The sequence below is a fragment of the Modicisalibacter sp. MOD 31.J genome (assembly GCF_020147985.1).
Lineage (GTDB): Bacteria > Pseudomonadota > Gammaproteobacteria > Pseudomonadales > Halomonadaceae > Modicisalibacter > Modicisalibacter coralii.
This window is the reverse complement of record NZ_JAGXFF010000002.1, coordinates 480,901-499,941: the sequence shown is the minus strand read 5'-3', so window position 1 is coordinate 499,941 and position 19,041 is coordinate 480,901. Positions and strand designations below refer to the sequence as shown.

Below are 19,041 nucleotides of genomic sequence, written 5' to 3'. Positions count from 1 at the left end.
CGTGGGTGATAGGCCCAGCTTGCCCCAAACCGGTAGAGCAGCAATCGGTTGAATATGCGTCGGTACAGGTGGGATTGGAGAGAATAAAAGCGCCCCAGTGCAGGGCCGGGGCGCAGGATATGTGAGGGTCTCAGACGGACGCGGTAGCTGGCTGCCGGCTACGGTGAGGACAGGATCACGCGAAGCTCCGCATGGCGCTGGAAGTAATGACTACACCGTCCACGGGGCGGTCGGTCCGTCTGGCTCAGCCGCTTCATCCAGGCCATCCATGGTCCGTCGCCACGGCTGAGCTGTAGCCGGAGCCCGGTGTTAGCGATGATGGCTTCACCTGCCCCTTCGCTCGCCTTCAGATCATCGAAGCCGGACGTGGCGTAGATGACCTTGTTCGTCGCCTTCGATGCCTTTCTAGCCATGAGCTTCCTCCAGTTCCTCCTCTTCTTTGAGCACCTGCCACTCTTTCACCTCGACGAGATCCGCCGGCGGTTCCCAAAGCAGGTGTTCCAACTCGACGCTCCAACGAGAGCCCGTTCTCCGCTCATTCCGGTACCTCTCAATCTCGCTGGGCTCCACCTTCCGCCAGGGCACCCGAACGAACAGCACGCCCTTCGCCGGAAAACCGAATACCACCGGGGCGTAGCCCTTGGAACCCTCAATCATGACGGGGGCAAACCCGCTGAGGTCCACAACCTGTAACGCTTGCTGGACACTCGGGTATGCGGGGAGCGCCTCGATCTGCTTCCACAGATCCTTGCCAGGCGGGGTGTTCTTACGCGGCCAATAAAGCCCATTCTTGTTGCGCTTCTTCCACGCACCTTGATCTGGCTCCGTGTCGAATGCGAACCCTGCGATGCCACCGCGGTTCCAGACGCGGACGCCCTCGGCGCCGATCTCCTCGGCGAACGCCTGGTATGCCTTCACGGCCTCATCTCGTTGCTTGGTGAGCCGCTGAATCTCCTCAAGAAGCGGGCCAGAGGTGCAGCGGAAGAAGCGAAAGTACAGGCTCACGAGTGCTCCTCCTGTTCCGCGCGATCCAGGCGTTCGATCTCGGCCAGCACCAGTGCACCCGCTTTGACCAGGTTGCGTCGGGGATTGGAGGCCGGCTTCCACCAGCGGTCCTCGAACATCCAGAAGTCAGGGGCGCGCTCAAGGCTCTGCTGGCTATGCGGGTACATCTGGCAGCCTGCATTGAGGGCATACGCCGCTCCAGCGCACGCCAGTTCCCCTTCGTCGTGCCGATCATCGTGCTCGAGCGACCAGCCTTCTTCAGTCATTTGCCGCTGGCGTTCGTCGACCAAGGACCCAAGGGAACCAGCACCACAGGCCGGTGCCAGAAGAAGCCGGGCCAGGGACGTGGTGGGTTTGACCGCCAGAAACACGATATCCGAGTCCTCGGTGTCAAAGCGGCCTATCTCGATAAATCCGTCAGGCACCTCGAAGTGCAATGAGTACATGTAGGCGCTCGGGTCGCGTGTGAACGCCTCGTGCTTTTTTGGCTCCTCATACTCGTCGGGTGTCTCCTCAGATTGGATATGCACTACGAATCCCATGGGCTCCAACACCTGGTGTATGTTGCGTTCCTCTAACAACGGGTGCTGAATCAGTTCGTCGATCAGTCGCATCATTTACTCCCTAGAGTAGTTCCGTTTTTGCGCCTATTAGCGTCACAACCCGCGAACGCTGTGTCCGTGGGCGACGCGAAAATAGTTAGGAATCCTCGGCGAGACGGACTCGCTCGACCCAAACCTCACGGACTTTGCCTGTGCTGAGGTTCTTCACCGACAGATACCCTGGGCGCAAGGTGCCCAGAATCGCGGTGACTTCATAAGGACCAATCCAGCGATCGCCGTGCTGGTAGTCAACCTGCGTGCCAATGGGCAGCTCGGCGGTGATGGCATCGACGTAGGCTTGCTGGGCATCCAGGATGGCCAGCCGAAACGCCTCCAACCGTTCGTGGTCGACGCCCACAGTGCGAGAAACCTCGTCGGTGTTGGTAGGACCAGGCGCGGCCATATGCGCAGCCGCATCAACGATGGCCAGGCACTCGGCCTGTGCGCAATCAAACTCCTGGCTGACAGCAACCGACAATGTGTGGCGCTCCTCCGCGCCATTGCTGGGGTAGGTCGCGTATGCCCTGAGCCTTCCGTGCCGATCATCGAGGCCATGGGAAATATTGAGGTCGGCAGCCAGACGCAGCGCAACGTCGCGGGCATCAAGCGGGTTCCAGTAGAACGTACCGGGATGGTCACGTCTGCGCGCCATAACGCCCGTACCGTTCTCGCCGGCAATCTCGTAGCCGGCAGCTCGCGCTGCTTTCTCCAGTAATTCGTAGTTGGTCATTCAGCTAATCCCCTCGCTATTGCGCGGCCTCAGCCACCCGAGGTAGTACACCTCGGCGATGTCGATGCCGCCGTTTTTGAGCCGATGGCGCGGGACGCTCCGAACCATAGAGGGACCGATAATCTTGCGAAGCAAGCGCTCATCCAGAATGTTTCGGCGATCGCGCATCCAGACGGTTTGCATCCGAAATACGTGATACGCCGCCTGACGGCGATCAGGGTAGAATTTGAGCACGATCTTAAAATGGTGCTGACGGCCGGTGATTCGGCTGAGCAGGCAGGACAGCATGTTGGCCCCTGGTCGTTATCGGGTTGCAGTAGCAATTTCACACGAGCCGGCAAAGCAGCAAGCGCTCAAATACCCCGCTGCTAAATGCCCTTTGTCACCTCCCTGTCGGCAACCAGGATCGTCACAGCAATGCCGGTGCCAGCAAATTCGTTGCTGTACACCTCCGACCAGCGAACCGTCCAATCTGGAAGCATCGGCTTCTCGCGCATGCTGGCGGGCACGATGGCCACCAGCCGCCCGCCTGGCCGTACCAGATCAGCGGCCGCAGAGACGTGCTGGATTGCCCGCCCCTCGCTGAATGGGGGATTCATCACTACCCTGTCGAACTGCGCCGCAGTATTGGCCCACTCGATGAAATCGGCGCATATCGGGTCAAACCCCTGGGACGTCAGCACCTTGCAGTGCAACTCCGCGACCTCGACGCAGGTGGTCCGTTCGCGTGGGAGGCGCTGGGCAATGTGCCCCTGTCCAGCGCTGGGCTCGAGCACGCGATCACCTGCCCCGATCTCTGCCAGCGAGACCGCCTCGTCGGCAATGTGCTCCGGCGTCGGGTAATACTGGTGCGAGCGCTGATCGGGGATGCAGCCGGTCAGGATGATGTGGTTGAGCGCCGCGCCCGGGTGATAGTCGAACACGAATGTCATCGCGTTCTGCTTCACGCCACCGATGGCCATCAGCGCTTGCTCGACCGCCTGGGTCACATGCTTATCCTCGAGGTAATACGAGGTTAGATGCAGACTGCTCCCTCTCAGGGATCCTTCGGCGAGAACTTGGATGATGGCAAACGGCAGCGGCCGGTCCATCAGAATTACGGGCTTGCGTTTCTTTCGCGTCTTCGGCTGGGTACGGAATTGGGGCGGAATCGCTGCGGGATAGAGGCTCGCCAGCACTGCATTGAGTCGCCAGGCCATGTCTTCGTGAACTTCGATGTGGCAGGTTCCGCGCTTATAGACCCGCATGCGCAGCGCTCCCCCGTCCATGTCATGCCATACGCCAGGATCCTTACGAATTGCCGACAATGCCTTCCTCGTTGCTTGGCTTCGAGGTTGATCACGCCCCATGAAGCGGGCGATCACGGCACGAAGGTCATTGATGTACTCCCCTTTACGCCATTCGACAGTCCCGAAGTCATCAAGCACACCGGCGATAATCATGCGCTTAGAGAACCCTTCTGGTCGATTGGTGACGTGCTCCCCAGAGAGCACCCGGAATATCCCGTCGACCCGCTCGGCAAAGAACTCAGCACGCTGAGACAGCAGGCTCTCCAATGTGGTACGCACCCAGTCTTCCTCGAACGCCGGGGTATCGTGGTTTTGGATCTGCTCGTGCCATTCATTTCGGCGCCTGGCTGGCATGAAGTCGAGCACGTCCGTCAGCGCCAGCGCTCTCTGCCAGAAGTCAGCGTCGAGGGCGGCGATCGCCCCCTTTGTCTCGAACAAGCGATCCACCCGAAAGCGGCCATGGCGGTTAGCGTCGGCCTCGTTGCCATCCAGGAAATACTGCATCGCGCTCTCGTGCTCGTTGCCCAGCACCGTGGCGGCCAATCCATCGATCTTCGCGCGCATGCGCCGGTACTGGCCCATCAGGCTGTCGACGAGATCCGAGGACATCGGGGCGAAGAACTCGCCCACGCCGGCGTCGCATTCGATGCTGTTGGCGGTATCGATGGTCTGATGCTGCATGGCTCCCCCCGGTTGGATTCTTTAAAACTGGGGGGGAGCGTGCCCTAGATCAGCAAAGCAGCAAGCCGCTGGGTGGCGAGGGAATTCGCAGAGGGCGCTGCCCAGGCAGTCTTGTCGTGGCAGAGTTCGGCGTCAAACTTGAGGTGCGCCACCTTGGTGAAAATTCGCTTGGGAAGCCTCGTTGCTGGCACGCCCTCTCCAAAGCAAAGGCAACATGAAAGGTATGGCTTGAAAGTGCGAATCATTCCAGCGAGTTAGGTGAGCCTGGTGACTTGACTGATGGTATTGGCATCGTGCCGTGGTTTCGGGGAAGGGAGCCGAAATCGGTAACGATCAGGCGTAGTGGCCGGTCACGATAGATCGGACGGGGGGTTCGATGCCGCGGCATACACAAATAGACCTGATCAAGGCTCGCCAGTATTGGTAGCATGTACACGATAGGCTACCCGAGAGGATCGAGCACAAGATGCTGCAACTGTTGGAACACACAGATGAGGTGAGGCGCTCCATCGCTGCGTCGATGGACCCGACCAGGAAGTCCGCTTTGGGCCAATTCATGACGCCAGCTCCGGTCGCCGAGTTCATGGCTGAGATGTTTCCGCAAGGCAAGCACAGTCAATGCCGACTGCTAGATGCCGGAGCAGGCCTTGGCGCATTGACTTTTGCCTTTCTTGATCGCTGGACGGGGAAAGGGCTCAATTTCAAGCGAGTAGAAGCTACGGTGTGCGAAATTGACGACACCTTGCGTGCTCATCTGGAGCAGTCGCTGAAAGATTATGCACAATGGCACCCACTTGAATTTCAGGTTCTGGCGGGGGATTTCATAGACTTGGTAACTGAGGGTGCAACTTCGTCAGATCAAGGCTTTACCCATGCAATCCTCAACCCTCCGTACAAAAAGATCAGAAGCCAATCACATCACCGTCAACAGCTTCGGCGCGTAGGCATTGAGACAGTCAACCTTTACTCGGCTTTCGTAGCTCTTGTGCTTTCACTACTGGAGCCGCAAGGCCATATGGTCGCCATTATCCCACGTAGCTTCTGCAACGGGCCCTATTATCGGCCGTTCCGGGACTACCTGCTGGAACATGCAGCCATCCACCGTATTCACCTTTTCGAGTCTCGCAACAAGACCTTCAGCGATGATGCTGTGCTCCAAGAGAACGTGATTATTCATTTGGAAAAGGGGGGCACCCAAGGCGATGTGTGCGTCTCTACTTCTAATGATGCCACTTTCTCTGATATCGAAACACACACGCACCCCTTTGAGCGTATCGTTTTACCCACACGTGACGGAAATTTCATCCAGGTCCCCACATGCCCAGAAGAAAGTATTCTTGAGTCACCTGCGATTCAGAGCACGCTGGACGATCTTGGTATTAAGCTCTCGACGGGGCCCGTTGTGGGCTTTAGGGCAAAAGAATATTTACGTGAGCAACCTGAAACGGGCTCAGCCCCATTGCTATACCCCATGCATTTCAATGGCATTACAGTTAAGTGGCCTATTGAAGGCGGCCGAAAGCCAAACGCCATAATGCGTAACGAAGAAACAGAGCGTTCGCTCTATCCCGTTGGGCATTACTGCGTAGTTCGCCGTTTCACTTCGAAGGAAGAGAAACGGCGGATCGTAGCTTGCGTAATTGAACCAGACACATTCAATGGGGCTGTCAAACTGGGCTTTGAAAATCACCTTAACGTCTTTCATAATGATAAAAATGGAATCCCAGAAAAACTAGCGTTTGGACTTTGTGTTTATCTAAACACTACTGCCGTCGATGAGGGTTTTCGTCAATTTAATGGCCACACCCAGGTTAACGCTACTGACCTAAAACAGATGCGCTATCCCAGCCGGGCTGCACTCATGAAACTTGGCGAGTGGGCATCACAGCAGAAAATCTTAGAACAGCACGTAATCGATAACAAGCTGGAACAGTTGATTCATGAGCACACATCAGCACGTTGAAGAAGCGCAGCAAATACTTGAAGCGTTAGGGATGCCAAAAGCCCAACAAAACGAACGATCTGCCCTTGCTCTACTAGCATTGCTGGACCTTCGCCCAGGTATGACTTGGCCGGCAGCCAGGAACCCGCTCATAGGAATCACACCTATTATGGAGTGGGCTAAAGAACACCATGATAAAAGCTGGAAACCCAACACGCGTGAAACTGTTAGGCGCCAGTCCATACATCAATTTGTTGATGCTGGACTTGCACTAAAAAACCCCGACTGGCCTGGTCGCCCGACAAACAGCCCCAAGGCTGTGTATCAGGTGTCACCGGAAGCGCTGAAGCTATTGCAAAGCTTTGGTCGACCTGAGTGGAAGGACAATCTCGAACATTACATTGCAAATGTGGGCTCTCTTGCTGCTCGTTATAGCAAGGCGCGAGACCAAGTACGAGTACCAGTAAAGTTAACTAATGGCAAAAAGCTCATGTAATGACCCCCTGGTTTCTGCACACCCTACGCCGTTAATGCGGGGTGTGCTCGGGGTGCCACGTAGTCCAGAGACTGATGTGGCCGCTCTTCGTTGTAGTACCGGATCCAGCGATTGATCACGACCCTGGCTTGGCCCAGCGATTCGAAACGGTGAAGCCAGATGCACTCCTCCTTCAAGGAGCGGAAGAAGAGGGTCGGCAACGATTCTGACGCAATCCTCCAAAATTTGCCTTAACCTATTGTATTTAAATTATTTTGGCGTTGTAGCTCATGGGTGAAACCTGCCGATCAAAATCAAGCGTATAATCGCCAAATCGGTTGATATGGTCCGTGCGGTATGGGGCCAGCCCTTTGAGAATATCGTGATCAATATGATGACCGCGCTCTTTGAGATCTTTAAGGGTTAACGTCATCGACTCCACATTGTGAAGAATGACCAGGTTGGCCACCAAGTGGTTATATTTGATCACCTTCCGTTGCTCATGACGGATATTCTCGGCGATCACCCCCTCGCCGCCGAAGAACAGCCATTTCACGAACTGGTTGAACTCTTCCGTTTTGTTCGTCTCCGCATGAATGGTTCGCCGCAACTCCACGCTGCCAATGTAGTCCAGAAGAAAGGTTGTCCGAACGACCCTCCCCAGTTCCCGGAAAGCAAAGTAGAGTTTGTTCTTGAGGCTTGCGGTACCTAAACGTCGCAGTACCGTAGACGGTGCGATTTTTCCAGCCTTAATCGATAGCGCCACCCGGAGCATGTCCGGCACATGGGTTTCAATCAGTTTCCAGTTGATAGTCTCGCTGAACAAAGCATTGATGTGCTCATACCGTTGGCGTTTGTCAGACTTGTAGAACACCAGCTGCTTCAGATTCCGGATGCGGGGCATCAGGTTGATACCCAGCAGGTAAGCCAACCCGAAGACGGGCGCACTTTGCGCCTGAGTATCGCCATGCAAGGTGTCAGGCTGGATATCGGAGTCGTTTTTGATCAGTCCATCAAGGATGTAAATGGCCTCATAAACGCCGCAAGGAATGAAGTGGCTGAACAGCGCGATGTATTTGTCCGAGACGTGGTAGTAGCCCACCCCGCCATAGCCACCGTACCGTATGTGGTATTCCGATAGCAGATTCTGTTCGTACAGGTTCCATTTTGTGCCATCGGCGGCGGCCCGCTGGCCAGTTCCCCAGTGTCGCGGCAGCCGGTAGCGGTTGTAGGCATTGATAACCTGTACAATCGCCTGCTCCAGGCGCTCTTCGGTGACGTGCCGCAGGTTGAGCCAGGACACCTGCCGGCGATTAAGCGTCGTGATGGATCGCGCGGTCTGAGTTGGCCCGAGATTGCAGCCATAGCAAAATAAGGTCGAAACAAAGCGGGTACGGGGGTCGTCCAGCTTGCCCTCAAATCCGGAAAGTGGCCCAAAGCGTTTGTGGAGGCCCAGCCATTTTTCGGCTTCCACCAGGATGTCGAGAATGTTCTTTTCGGGCATATTTTGGGATAACTGCTTATCAATCTCAGCTAACCCATCCGGAGGCGCTCTACGGCGGTGCTTCCGGATCACCAGATCTTCACCATGGAAGACGGCGTATTCATTCTCCGGGAAGCCACGGTCAATGCGGTCGGCCGTTTCGCTCAACCGGGAGTGGGCTTGTACCACAAAAGCGGCTGGGTCGGATTCGATATCAATCATCGCACTGTAGTCCGCTATCTGGGCATCATAGACACTCCAATCCACCAGCTGATCGCGGTAGTCACTGTACTGGTCGCTATTCGCGACCGCGAGATCGCCGGAAATCAGTTCACGCTTCACCTGTGTCAGTACGCCCAGCTCGAAATACTTCCGGTAGACCATCCCGGGGGGCAGCTGGCTTGGCCCGGTCCCCAATACCAAACGGCGCCAACGCTCCGGTAGCCAGGACACGTCGACGGGTTGACTACTGAGGACAAGGCATTCCTTACGGCTGTGCCGGTGCTTTTTCAGAGTCGCAATCGCCTCAATCAAAGATTGATCGTGGCTGGTTGCCGCCAGATCCAGTAGTTCAAGGCAATTGAATAACAGGGGGCGTAACGGGCGGTAGGGTTGCAGCATGAACGGGATGAAGTTATTGCCAGCATAGGCCATGTGTTCCTCACACTCTGCCAGTAATTCATCAGGATCGCTCTGGATGGCAGCCGCCACTCGGGCACCTCGCTCGGAGTCCGTTGGCGCTTCCTGGACGGCGGTCAGTACGTCACGCAGTTGAGCCACCAGCCTGTCCATGCGTTTCATGTGATCCAGGTGATACTGGTTCAGGTTGGCTTCTGCCTTGGTTTTGATGTTGCGCATCTTGCGAACAAAGATGTCGACCGCATCGTCCATCGCGCGACGCAATTGGGCATGGACCAGCAGAACCATCAAAGCGTAGCGTTTGGTGCTTTGCATGGCCTTGATGTTGGCCGCGCCCAGCGCTCGTGCTTCCAGTATGAAGTGGTGATATTTGGCGGCGGGAATGTGATCAACAGCGGGCAATTGTTGACACCAACCCTGAAGCCATTCCAGGTGCTGAAGATACTTCTTCACTTCCGTATTGGTCGGCTTTTTGGGTTCCTGTTTCAACTTATGCCAACTGGTATGAGGGGAATCATCCGGCACTTGCAGCAACTGGTCAAATTCGTTTTTTTGATGCGCTGTCAAACCCACATTGAGCGTCCGAAAGTAACCGGTATTGACCGTGCTGCGAGCCTGACGCGCGGTCCGTTGCAACGTTGAAAAACCCGGTAACTCAAAACGCTGGCGCACCAGCTCTTCAATCACCACATTGATGATGTCCGCCAGGTCCTGCTTGGTGGTGGCCGCTTCACGCGCTAGTTCCCGTACAATTGCCTTGCCTTCAACGGTGAACGCCTTGATGCCCACCTGTTGACGAACCGTCTCCAGCATCCGCTGACGGGCGCCGCCATTGCGGTCGTAGACCCTGAGCTGGCTCAATGCGAGATGTGAAAGGTCGTCGCACGCCAGAATGTGCGTTGTAATGGATTGGGGAACGGCTTTGAGATGGACAAAGTAGCCCAGACGCTGCACTGTTTTCAGGAGAATGAGTAGGGCGCCACGAGCAGCCGGAGTTCGACCGTGCTTTCGGGCAAAGGATCGTTCCTGGGTAGAGGGTGTATAAATTTCTGCCAGTTCTTGATCCGAGACCACCGCCTTCAATCGCGGATAGGCGGTTTCATGGAGGCTACTCATACGCAGTTCTTCGCTATGGGGTTCCAGTGAAAGGCATTAGCCCACAGTACTTTCGCTCTTGAGGGGGGCATTGCTTATAGTAGGCAGCAATTCGTCAAGACCAAAGGAACCGCCCGTTATTTTGTGAACGCCACGCTCGCTTTACGTTACGGGATTATTCGGTCATCGATCGCCGGTTCCCCGATTTATTGAATCGTTACACCACACCGCAGACTGATTCGAGCTATGGCCATTGAGCATCTTTCCCCCCCCACTGATCATTCACACCTACCAACGCCTTTCTAGTGCCCAGCTAATCGCTCTGGCAGGGACCGGGCTAACGACGGTGGCGCTGGCGCCGCTGGCCCATGACTGACGGGCGGCAGTGCGGGCCAGGTGCTCGGCATTGCGCTGGCCCTGAAGATGATTGCCTACGCCCTAATAGCACCTCTGTTTGGGGCTGTTGCCCAAAAACTTCCCCGCCGTACTCTGCTGGTCACACTGGACATTCTGAGGGCCTGCGGGGTTGCCCTTTGTCACTGAGGTTTGGCAGGGGGCCCACTCTGGCTAGGGTAGGTACAAAATTTTCGCCCAACCCCTTCATGTAATGACGCAATTAAGGGGCACGAGATATTGCCCTCTTGGGCGCAGCACCGATCAACCATGGCGCTCAGTAAAACCTCAATTTGCTGTAGCTTTTCGATCTTCCCACGTACGTCGTGCAACTTGCGCTCCGCGAGAGTGCTGGCTTCCTGGCAGTGGGTGCCGTCTTCGAGTCGGAGCAGGTCGCTGACCTCATCGAGACTGAAGCCTAACTGCTGCGATGTTTTCACAAAGCTCAACCTGCCGATATCGCTGGGACCGTAGCGTCGAATACCCCCGAGAGGACGCTGGGGCTCAGGTATTAACCCACGTCGCTGGTAGTAGCGGATGGTCTCAACTGAGACGTTCGCCGCCTTAGCCAGCCCCCCGATGGTCAATGAGTTCATTTCATCCGGCATTTGCCTTGACTCCGTAGTTGACTACGGCCTCAAGCTTAACCTATCGAACAAGGCCGTAGAAGGTGTAATTGCAATATCAGAGTTGAATTCCGAGTCACAATCCGGTCGCGAGTCGTTAATCGCAGGCGGGGTTGCAGCCTGCTCGCGTCGGCCTGCTGTCTGGGCACCTTGGCCCTGATCGCCCTGGGGGGTTCCGGTGCCTGGATCGGCAACCTGGCGAAGTCTGCGAGGTACCGCAAGTGCGCACCGCTTCGAGACACCCCGCTACCTAGGTATCGACGAGCTGTACCTGAACCGCCGCTACCTCTGCATCCTGACCAACCTGGAGGAGCGTACCTTGTTAGACCTGCTGCCCGGTCGTCAGCAGGAGGCAGTGACGAAGCGGCTCATGAGCATGACCGAGCGCGACAAGATCGAGATCGTCAGCATGGACATGTGGAAGCCATATCGCCGTGCCGTCCAGGCGGCGCTGCCACAGGCCCGCATCGTGGTCGATAAGTTCCATGTTGTGCGTATGGCCAACGAAGCCCTGGAGAAGGTCCGCAAGGGGCTCAGGAAGGAGCTGAAGGCCAACCAACGCCGAACCCTCAAGGGTGACCGGAAGACCTTGCTGAAGCGGGCTCACGACGTCTCCGACCGCGAACGTCTCATCATGGAAACCTGAATGGGGGCCTTCCCCCAGCTCCTGGCAGCCTACGAGCACAAGGAGCGGTTCTACCACATCTGGGACTGTGCCAGCCGGCGAGATGCTGAGCAGGCGCTGGCTGCCTGGATTGACGACATCCCAGTCACCAATGCCTTCACGGAGTCGATCAACCGGCTGGCCAAGGACAAGAACCGCGATGGCCGGGGCTACTCATTCGAGGTGATGCGGGCCCGGATGCTCTACACCACCAAGCAGGGGTCAGTTCACGAAACGGAAAAAATTGTACGCTAAGCCTTTGGCATCAATGATATCGACACCATTTTTTCCACAATTCATAAAGTTGCGCAGTAATTAGTCGACGACTGGCCCTTGCTAAATAATTTTCATTTCAGCATGAGTTGTGCTTTAAAAATTCAATTCTGCAACTACACTCATTGGGCGAACAGAGCGAGAAATCCGCCGTTAATTCCAATAGCGGGTACGCGAATGAATATCAGTTATCGCCAGTTCTGGCAAACCTGTTTCTGCATTATGCATTGGATCGTTGGCTGACCGTTCGTCATCCGGATATCCCATTCTGCCGATATGCAGATGACGGAATACTGCGTTGTCGAAGTGAGCGTGAGGCTCAGTATCTGCATTCCCAGCTAGATATGCGTGAGGTGGACCCAATAGCTATTCACAGAGATGCCCAACAAACGAGTATACTGGCCTGTGTTTGTCCAGGCTGCTCGGATAAATCACCATCAGCTCCTTGCTAAGGCCAGGCTCACTCACGGGAATAGCCACCAGACTTCCATTTTGGACCTCCTCCCGTACAGAACTTTCAAGCACCAACGATGCGCCAAGTCCGACCTTAACCGCTTGCTTGACGGCTTCGGTGCTACCCAGCTGCATAGATACCGTCGGAAATGGCCCATGCTCACCGAAGTAGGTCGCCAAAAGCCGGCCAGTGCCGGTGCCGGGTTCGCCGCCGATCAGAGCCATGTTAGACAGCGTATCGCGGTCGATATCGGTTCGACGGGCTAACGGGTGACCAGGCGGAACGATTAGAACAACGGGCTCGTTACGCCACGCCTGAGCATGGAATCCGGGTAGATCATGCCACCACTCCATAATCGCCACGTCCAGCTCACCGTCCGATAAATGCCGTGCAATAGTCGGATTGGAATCTATTACCACATCCACCTCGGGCCCTACGCCCAGCTCCTTGTAACGACGGCGGATGCAGGTTCTGAGTGCAACACCGTCAATGTGTCGATGATGGAGCCTCATGGTACTTCGCCATCTGCTCGCTCATCATCTCAATGGGACACTTGAAGTCGAAACGCTTTCGCGGGCGCATGTTCAGCTCAAGCGCGATCTCATCCAGCTCTTGCTGGCTATAGATCGATAGATCCGTTCCCTTGGGCAGGTACTGTCGTATGAGCCCATTGATATTTTCGTTGGCGCCCCTCTGCCATGGGCTGTGTGGGTCACAGAAGTAGATGGCGACACCGGTATTCTGGGTGACCTTGGCGTGCTGCGTCATCTCACGTCCCTGGTCATACGTCATGCTCTTCCGTGCGGCCAACGGCATGCGATTCAGCGCCGCGCTGAAGCCTTCTACAGCAGAGGTGGCAGTCGCATCGTTCATCTTCGCCAGGATCAGGTAACCGCTTTTGAGTTCGACAAGGGTGCCGACAGCCGATGCATTGTTCTTGCCCTTGATCAGGTCGCCTTCCCAGTGGCCAGGAAATTCACGTTTTTCCACCTCTGGAGGACGGAGATGGATGCTGACCATGTCCGGGATCTGGTTGCGCCGGTCAACCTGGCCACGGCGCGGCTTGCGGGTCGGCTTACCTTGCCGCAAACAATGGATCAGTTCCTTTCTCAGCTCACCGACGGGCAACGCGTAGATGGCACTGTAGATCGTTTCTCGGCAGACGTAGGCGTCTCGAAGGTCAGGAATATTCATATGCTTGAGCTTGCCGCTGATCTGTTCGGGAGACAAGCGCCGACGCAGCATGTGCTGAATCAGGGCGAACCGAGGGCTTCCAGGAAGCAGTTTGCGCCTTGGTCGACAACTGTCTCGACGGTCATGACGGCGCTGTTGCGCGTGTGACGCGCGATACCGGCCATCGGACGACCCATTGCGCCGTATCTCTCGACTGATCGTCGCCGGGGACCGCTCAAGCAGGGCTGCTACCTTCCTGATGCTCAAGCCCTGCGAGAGGCTGACCTGGATCGTGGCACGTTCTTCGGTGCAGAGTTCAGAATATGACATGGGGTCAACACCTTACCGGTTTGGTCAGGTGTTGCACTCAGAATTGGCGGCCAAGGACGGATGTAGGGCTGGAGCATATAAATCCCAATATTGGAGCTCGCCCCAACGCGAAGTCGAGCCTCCATAATGGAAGATCTCGCCTGCTCCTCCAGCCGGAGCAGACTTCGGGCAAAAGGCAACAAGGTTAAGGCAGCCCGGGTTGGCTCACAGCCAGAGCGCCCCCTGTGGACCAATAAAACGCCAAGTTGGTTTTCGAGTTTTTGAAGGTGCTGGGACAGTGTGGGTTGTGCGATGTCCAACTGGCGGGCTGCGGCCTGAAACCCGTTGTGGTCCAGCACCGCCACGAAACTCTTCAGCCAGACAAGATTCAGCATGGGCCGCTCTCGCGGCCACTGGGATCATTGATCGCATCATCCGGCCGCTCACCCCGAAGCACTTGCAGAATGTTCCGAGCAGCGCGTTGCTCGATAGCCAGACGCACCTGACTGACTGCCGATCCGATGTGAGCAGTAAACAGCGTGTTGGGGTGGGCCCTGAGCCCCTGGGCGATCTCCCTCGGACGATCTTCTCTCGCCCAATCTTCCATCTCAAACACATCAGCGGCGTACCCCCCCAACTGACCGGATTGAAGCGCTTGCAGAACACTACCCTCATCCACCACAGATCCACGGCAGGGATTGATAAGGAATGCGCCCGGTTTCATTCCTGTTAGCGTTTCGCGATTAATGGTGTGGAGGGTTTGCTCATTGAGCGCCAGTGCCAGGATCACAATATCTGACTGGGCCAGCAGCATCTTGAGGGGAGTATGGGACAAACCCAGTGCCTGCTCATGCTGCACGGGTAAACGTTCCGGCTGGGAATAGATTAAATCCGCTCCCCATCCGTTCAGGCGCTGCGCCACCGCTTGGCCGATGGCCCCCATACCCACAATACCAATCCGTGAGCCTTCGATCCCCTGCCCATAGAAGCGTGGTGTCCAGCCAGTAAATTCACCGGATCGAACGAAGTGGTCCGCCGCCTTGACTTGTCGGGTGAGACTGATCGTCAGCCCGACCGTTAGCTCTGCAGTAGGCACGGTTAGCAAATCCGGTACAAATGTCAGCCAAACCCCATGACGCGTGCAGGCATCCACATCAAAGTTGTCATAGCCTTTCAGGGCTGCACCAATCACCTTCAAGCGCGGACACCCCTGTAGGAACTCCACTCCAACTCGGTCTGGCATGAACGCCATCATCGCATCAGCGTCTGCAACGCGCGCAGCCACTTCCTCCTGGGGCAACGTGGCGCCGGATTGGTTGGTGACCAGCTCGCAATCTTGGGCAAGTTCATCCAGAACACTGTCATGGATCTTATGGGTTATCACAACCTTGGGTTTCATCGACGTTCCTTATTTGAATTTCTTACGAAGGCGGCCACTGAGACTGTCCACGACGGTGACCATCAACAAGATGACAATGAGAATGGCGCTGACTTCCTGATACTGCATGATTCTCAGCGAGCCCATCAATTCGAAGCCAATACCACCGGCACCCACCATGCCCATTACGGTCGAGGCACGGAAATTGTATTCCCAGCGATAAATGGACACGTCCGCGAATTGAGGAAGTGCTTGTGGCAGCACGGCGTGATAGAGCACCTGCAAGCGAGTAGCGCCGGCAGCATCGGCCGCTTCCACTGGCGCCTCATCTACATGCTCAATCGCTTCGGCAAAAAACTTTCCAACCATGCCAATGGAGTGAAGACCGAGCGCCAGTACGCCAGGCAACGCCCCAAAACCAACAGCAGCCACGAAGATGATGCCCATGATCAGTTCCGGGACTGAACGCAAACCGTTTAAAAGGGTTCGAGTTACTTGGAACACCACCGGATGTGGAGAGGTGTTGCGCGCAGCCAGGAATGCCAGTGGCACAGACAAGGTTACTGCAATGGCAGTACCGGCAATGCTCATCGCAAGCGTGTCGATTAACGGCGACACCCAGCTGGCCACATTGGTGAAGTCAGGTGGAAGAGATTCGCCAATGAGTGTGCCTATGGCTGGCACGCCATTGGCAAGTGTATTGAAATTGAGCAGCCCTACGTACCAACTTGCGACAAAAATGATGAGCAGCACTAACAGCGACTGTCCGAGTTTTTTCCGCCAGCCTTTCGCGTGCTCATCCAGCACGGAGGCCGACGGGGCCGGCGACAGAGTCGCCGGTTCCGTCGTTGTATAGTTCATGGGGCACTCCTCACATCTTCGCGAAATCAAGATTCAGCAGGCCGCCCATACGGCGGATGACGTCGTAGTCCGAGTCACTGATGGCAGCGAAGCCCTCGGCCTTCAGGCTGCTGAGGATCTCTTTGTCGTCAATACTCAGGAACGCATCACGCACCTTTGCCTTGAGCTCTGGATTCAGGTTGGAGCGCATTGCCCAAGGGTACTGGGGAAACTCACCGCTGTAACCGAGTACCCGAACCTTGCTCCGATCGATCAGGCCGCGATCCATTACATGCTCGAAGATAACTTCGGACAACCCTCCGGCGTCGGCATTGCCATTGGCGACGTTAACCGCAACAGCGTCATGGCTACCGACGAAATGAGCCTCATAGTCCTTTCCGGCTTCGAGCCCTGCCTTCTCAAGGAGTACGGTCTTGGGAATCAGGTGGCTGGACGTCGAGGCCGGGTCGCCGTAAGCCATATTCTTGCCCTTGATATCGGCGTAGGACTCCACGGCGGAATCGGCATTGGCAATGATGACGGAACGGTAGGTGGGTTTGCCGTCCACAATCATGGCCGCGAAAGGCTCGATGTCGCTTTTGCTCTTGGCCATCACATAGGAGAGCGGACCAAAGTAGCCCAGATCAATGCGGCCGAACCGCATGGCTTCAATCATCGAGGAGTAATCGGTGGTCACGATCAGCTCGATTTTCTTGCCGAGGGTGCTTTCCAGGTAGTCTTTCAGGGGCTGGTTGCGTTTGATCAGTGCCGAGGCGTTTTCATCTGGTAGCAGGGCGACCTTCAGCACATCCGGGTCTGGATCGGCCGCCTGGGCATAGGGGGCAAGGCCGGTGATCAGGCACAGTAAGATAAGAGCATTCAGTATCGGTTTCATCGGGCTATCTCCATTTGCTTGGGTTGGGGGGTGATGGCTACAGGGGCGAGCGCAGGTGTTCGGGCCGGGCCGGACGCCGGGTTCGCCTCCTGTTGGTAAATCTCATTCAGGTGTTCCTGCCGCAGATGGGCTGGTGTGTCGTCAAACACAATTCGGGCGTTGGCCAGGCCTACAATTCGGTCAGCAAAGCGCCGGGCATATTCCAGCTGGTGCAGGGAAATAACAGCGGTGATGCCGTCCTCGCGGCAGATGTCCCGGAGCAGGCCCAGTACCCGTGCCGAGGTTGCCGGGTCCAGGCTGGCGACCGGTTCATCAGCCAGAATCATGGATGGCTGCTGGGCCAGGGCGCGAGCAATGCCAACGCGCTGTTGCTGTCCGCCGGAAAGCTGGTCCACCCGGGCTATAGCCTTGTCGGCCAACCCGACCCGTTCCAGGCAATGGTAGGCAAGCTCCAGATCGGCCCTGGGAAGGGGCAGCAGGCTGCGACAGGTGCTGTGATATGCAAGCCGGCCGGTGAGAACATTCTGCAGCGCAGTGTGGCGCTCGATCAGTTGATGGTGCTGGAAAACCATGGCCGTGCGGCTGCGGTGCTGTCGCAGGATTCTACGGTTGGTCAGTTCACCAAACTCGCCAGACACAACCTTCCCGGTTGTGGGCTTAACCAGGTGATTCAGTGAACGAAGCAGAGTGGATTTACCCGCGCCTGAAAGTCCCAGTAGCACGGTGAATTCGCCCTTGTGAAAGTGAACGTTGGTGGGTTTGAGCGCGAGGACGTTTCCCGGGTAGGTTACGCCCATACTCTCGACTCGAAGCATCACATTGGTTGATTGAGTTGGCGCCACAGGATCACCTTTTGCAATAAATAAGCTCGCCGTATTGCGAGTTACAATTGAACGGTAAAGCTGAGAGATGACACTGTCGTGTCACTGACGTGACAGGTTGATGAAGTGCTTTTGGTTCGCAAGGATTTTCCGAAGGGCTCTGTGAAATACATGGAGCTCAGCCAAAGTGGAACGAGCCACCCAGGAGCTTAAGCAACAAAAATTGCGTTCCACCGTCAGTCGGCGAATCTCACGGTACAGTTCGTCCGTGCTGAGTTCATCGAATTGCTTACCGACTATACTCTTGCCTTCGAGGAGGTCGGACGCGCTCTCCAATAGGTCGCGCTTCCAGGTGCTGACTATGGTGGGGTGGATCTGGAAACGGGCAGCAATTCAAGGTGTGGCCTTAAGGGTGGGCAAGGACAGCCTTGCACTTACTAATTCGAAATAAAGTAAGCAGGGCACTGTCACCGCATCACTGATGCTGCGCAAGCTCGGGAGCTATCCGCGTCAGAATGGCCTCGCGATCGCATTGCGCGAGCTGGGCCGCATTGAGCGAACATTATTCGCACTCGACTGGATGCAAAACGTCGAACTGCGTCGCCGCGTGCAGGTTGGTTTGAATAAGGGCGAGGCTAAGAACGCGCTGGCTCGTGCCGTCTTCCTGAACCGGCTCGGTGAACTCCGCGATCGCAGTTACGAGAATCAACGCTACCGTGCAAGCGGACTCAATCTCGTCGTCAGCGCTATTATCCTTTGGAATACGGTTTATATGGAGCGGGCGGTTCAAGCACTGCGCGAAGACGGCCGGGATATCGACGAGACGCTTCTGCGGCATCTTTCTCCCTTGGGCTGGGAGCACATCAACCTGACCGGCGACTATAAAGGATGTCAAACAACTATCCTGCTGCGCGGGATAAGGCAAGGCCCCGTGAATGATATGCGAGAAATCGTGAATCGGCTGGGCCTGACCGGAGAAGCGGAGGCCACGCTTCATGTGGCGCTATTGCGTGAGCTGGTCCAGGGTCGTCCTGTCACTCTTAAGCGGCTTGCAGCGTCGCTCAACTGGACGACGGACCAGGTGGTGCAGGTGCGGGAACAGCTGCCTTGCGGAACCGTCGAGTATGACGGTCAGGGGTTGGTCGGTTCGTAGCTAATCTGGGCCCAACCGGGCGCCCTTTCTCACCCAATGTGGTCCCACTGCTCAGGATAATTGCGGGCCCAACAGATTAGCTTTGTGAGCCACTACAGATACCTGTTCATCGTATTCTGAG

At 56.4% G+C, this 19,041-nt stretch carries 17 protein-coding genes and 4 pseudogenes; 7 read left to right on the top strand and 14 right to left on the bottom strand.

Annotation, left to right across the window (positions count from 1 at the left end):
- Positions 1 to 405: 405 nt before the first annotated feature.
- The 5 genes from KGR00_RS08015 to KGR00_RS07995 form a co-directional block, all read right to left on the bottom strand.
- The gene (locus KGR00_RS08015) at positions 406 to 1,005 is read right to left on the bottom strand and encodes a hypothetical protein (protein ID WP_224424377.1); all 600 of its coding nucleotides are present in this window, start codon (positions 1,003 to 1,005) and stop codon (positions 406 to 408) included.
- Positions 1,002 to 1,622, bottom strand: a complete 621-nt coding sequence (locus KGR00_RS08010) for a hypothetical protein (RefSeq protein WP_224424376.1) — start codon at positions 1,620 to 1,622, stop codon at positions 1,002 to 1,004. Before KGR00_RS08010 ends, KGR00_RS08015 begins: the two co-directional genes overlap by 4 nt.
- Before the next feature lie 82 nt (positions 1,623 to 1,704).
- Complete coding sequence (locus tag KGR00_RS08005) at positions 1,705 to 2,337, bottom strand: hypothetical protein (RefSeq protein ID WP_224424375.1); 633 nt, start codon at positions 2,335 to 2,337, stop codon at positions 1,705 to 1,707.
- Complete coding sequence (locus KGR00_RS08000) at positions 2,338 to 2,625, bottom strand: hypothetical protein (RefSeq protein ID WP_224424374.1); 288 nt, start codon at positions 2,623 to 2,625, stop codon at positions 2,338 to 2,340. It lies immediately after the preceding gene.
- Between the two features lie 80 nt (positions 2,626 to 2,705).
- Entirely contained in the window at positions 2,706 to 4,307 is a 1,602-nt protein-coding gene (locus KGR00_RS07995; protein WP_224424373.1) for a class I SAM-dependent methyltransferase, read from the bottom strand.
- Between the two features lie 466 nt (positions 4,308 to 4,773).
- Between KGR00_RS07995 and KGR00_RS07990 the strand changes: the two genes are divergently transcribed.
- Positions 4,774 to 6,270 (top strand): class I SAM-dependent methyltransferase, encoded by a 1,497-nt coding sequence (locus KGR00_RS07990; RefSeq protein ID WP_224424372.1) that lies wholly within the window; start codon positions 4,774 to 4,776, stop codon positions 6,268 to 6,270.
- Positions 6,248 to 6,745 (top strand): hypothetical protein, encoded by a 498-nt coding sequence (locus KGR00_RS07985; RefSeq protein WP_224424371.1) that lies wholly within the window; start codon positions 6,248 to 6,250, stop codon positions 6,743 to 6,745. Before KGR00_RS07990 ends, KGR00_RS07985 begins: the two co-directional genes overlap by 23 nt.
- A gap of 244 nt (positions 6,746 to 6,989) precedes the next feature.
- Here KGR00_RS07985 and KGR00_RS07975 read toward each other — a convergent pair whose 3' ends face one another.
- Positions 6,990 to 9,962 (bottom strand): Tn3 family transposase, encoded by a 2,973-nt coding sequence (locus tag KGR00_RS07975; protein WP_063091986.1) that lies wholly within the window; start codon positions 9,960 to 9,962, stop codon positions 6,990 to 6,992.
- A 253-nt stretch (positions 9,963 to 10,215) separates the two neighbouring features.
- Here KGR00_RS07975 and KGR00_RS07970 point away from each other — a divergent pair.
- Positions 10,216 to 10,494 (top strand): annotated as a pseudogene (locus tag KGR00_RS07970) (MFS transporter); the annotation flags it as partial.
- Here KGR00_RS07970 and merR read toward each other — a convergent pair.
- On the bottom strand, positions 10,478 to 10,942 hold the full coding sequence (gene merR / locus KGR00_RS07965; RefSeq protein WP_063091985.1) for an Hg(II)-responsive transcriptional regulator: 465 nt from the start codon (positions 10,940 to 10,942) through the stop codon (positions 10,478 to 10,480). The pseudogene KGR00_RS07970 and the gene merR overlap by 17 nt on opposite strands.
- 73 nt (positions 10,943 to 11,015) lie before the next feature.
- Between merR and KGR00_RS07960 the strand changes: the two are divergent.
- Positions 11,016 to 11,158 (top strand): annotated as a pseudogene (locus KGR00_RS07960) (mercuric transporter MerT family protein); the annotation flags it as partial.
- A 28-nt stretch (positions 11,159 to 11,186) separates the two neighbouring features.
- A pseudogene (locus KGR00_RS07955) lies at positions 11,187 to 11,879 on the top strand (transposase); the annotation flags it as partial.
- Positions 11,880 to 12,263: 384 nt separating this feature from the next.
- On the opposite strand, the gene KGR00_RS07950 reads toward KGR00_RS07955, so the two are convergent.
- The 7 genes from KGR00_RS07950 to phnC are packed head-to-tail and all read right to left on the bottom strand — an operon-like array spanning position 12,264 to position 17,761.
- Positions 12,264 to 12,863: a LysR substrate-binding domain-containing protein gene (locus KGR00_RS07950; RefSeq protein ID WP_224424370.1), complete on the bottom strand. Its 600-nt coding sequence runs from the start codon at positions 12,861 to 12,863 to the stop codon at positions 12,264 to 12,266.
- The gene (locus tag KGR00_RS07945) at positions 12,838 to 13,854 is read right to left on the bottom strand and encodes an IS30 family transposase (RefSeq protein ID WP_035410980.1); all 1,017 of its coding nucleotides are present in this window, start codon (positions 13,852 to 13,854) and stop codon (positions 12,838 to 12,840) included. Before KGR00_RS07945 ends, KGR00_RS07950 begins: the two co-directional genes overlap by 26 nt.
- Complete coding sequence (locus KGR00_RS07940; RefSeq protein WP_224424369.1) at positions 13,788 to 14,228, bottom strand: LysR family transcriptional regulator; 441 nt, start codon at positions 14,226 to 14,228, stop codon at positions 13,788 to 13,790. The genes KGR00_RS07945 and KGR00_RS07940 overlap by 67 nt, the downstream gene beginning before the upstream one ends.
- Positions 14,222 to 15,232, bottom strand: coding sequence for a phosphonate dehydrogenase (locus tag KGR00_RS07935; RefSeq protein ID WP_062363463.1), 1,011 nt, complete (start codon positions 15,230 to 15,232; stop codon positions 14,222 to 14,224). The genes KGR00_RS07940 and KGR00_RS07935 overlap by 7 nt, the downstream gene beginning before the upstream one ends.
- A 9-nt stretch (positions 15,233 to 15,241) precedes the next feature.
- Entirely contained in the window at positions 15,242 to 16,072 is an 831-nt protein-coding gene (gene phnE / locus KGR00_RS07930; protein WP_011784781.1) for a phosphonate ABC transporter, permease protein PhnE, read from the bottom strand.
- A 10-nt stretch (positions 16,073 to 16,082) separates the two neighbouring features.
- The gene (gene phnD, locus KGR00_RS07925; protein ID WP_224424368.1) at positions 16,083 to 16,946 is read right to left on the bottom strand and encodes a phosphate/phosphite/phosphonate ABC transporter substrate-binding protein; all 864 of its coding nucleotides are present in this window, start codon (positions 16,944 to 16,946) and stop codon (positions 16,083 to 16,085) included.
- Complete coding sequence (gene phnC, locus KGR00_RS07920) at positions 16,943 to 17,761, bottom strand: phosphonate ABC transporter ATP-binding protein (protein ID WP_224424413.1); 819 nt, start codon at positions 17,759 to 17,761, stop codon at positions 16,943 to 16,945. Before phnC ends, phnD begins: the two co-directional genes overlap by 4 nt.
- A 460-nt stretch (positions 17,762 to 18,221) precedes the next feature.
- On the opposite strand from phnC, the pseudogene KGR00_RS07915 reads away from it, so the two are divergent.
- Both KGR00_RS07915 and KGR00_RS07910 read left to right on the top strand, forming a co-directional pair.
- Positions 18,222 to 18,650, top strand: a pseudogene (locus KGR00_RS07915) (Tn3 family transposase); the annotation flags it as partial.
- Between the two features lie 57 nt (positions 18,651 to 18,707).
- Positions 18,708 to 18,920 carry a hypothetical protein gene (locus KGR00_RS07910; RefSeq protein WP_223305241.1) on the top strand — a complete coding sequence of 71 codons (213 nt, stop codon included), beginning with the start codon at positions 18,708 to 18,710 and terminating at the stop codon, positions 18,918 to 18,920.
- The last annotated feature ends 121 nt before the right edge of the window (positions 18,921 to 19,041 follow it).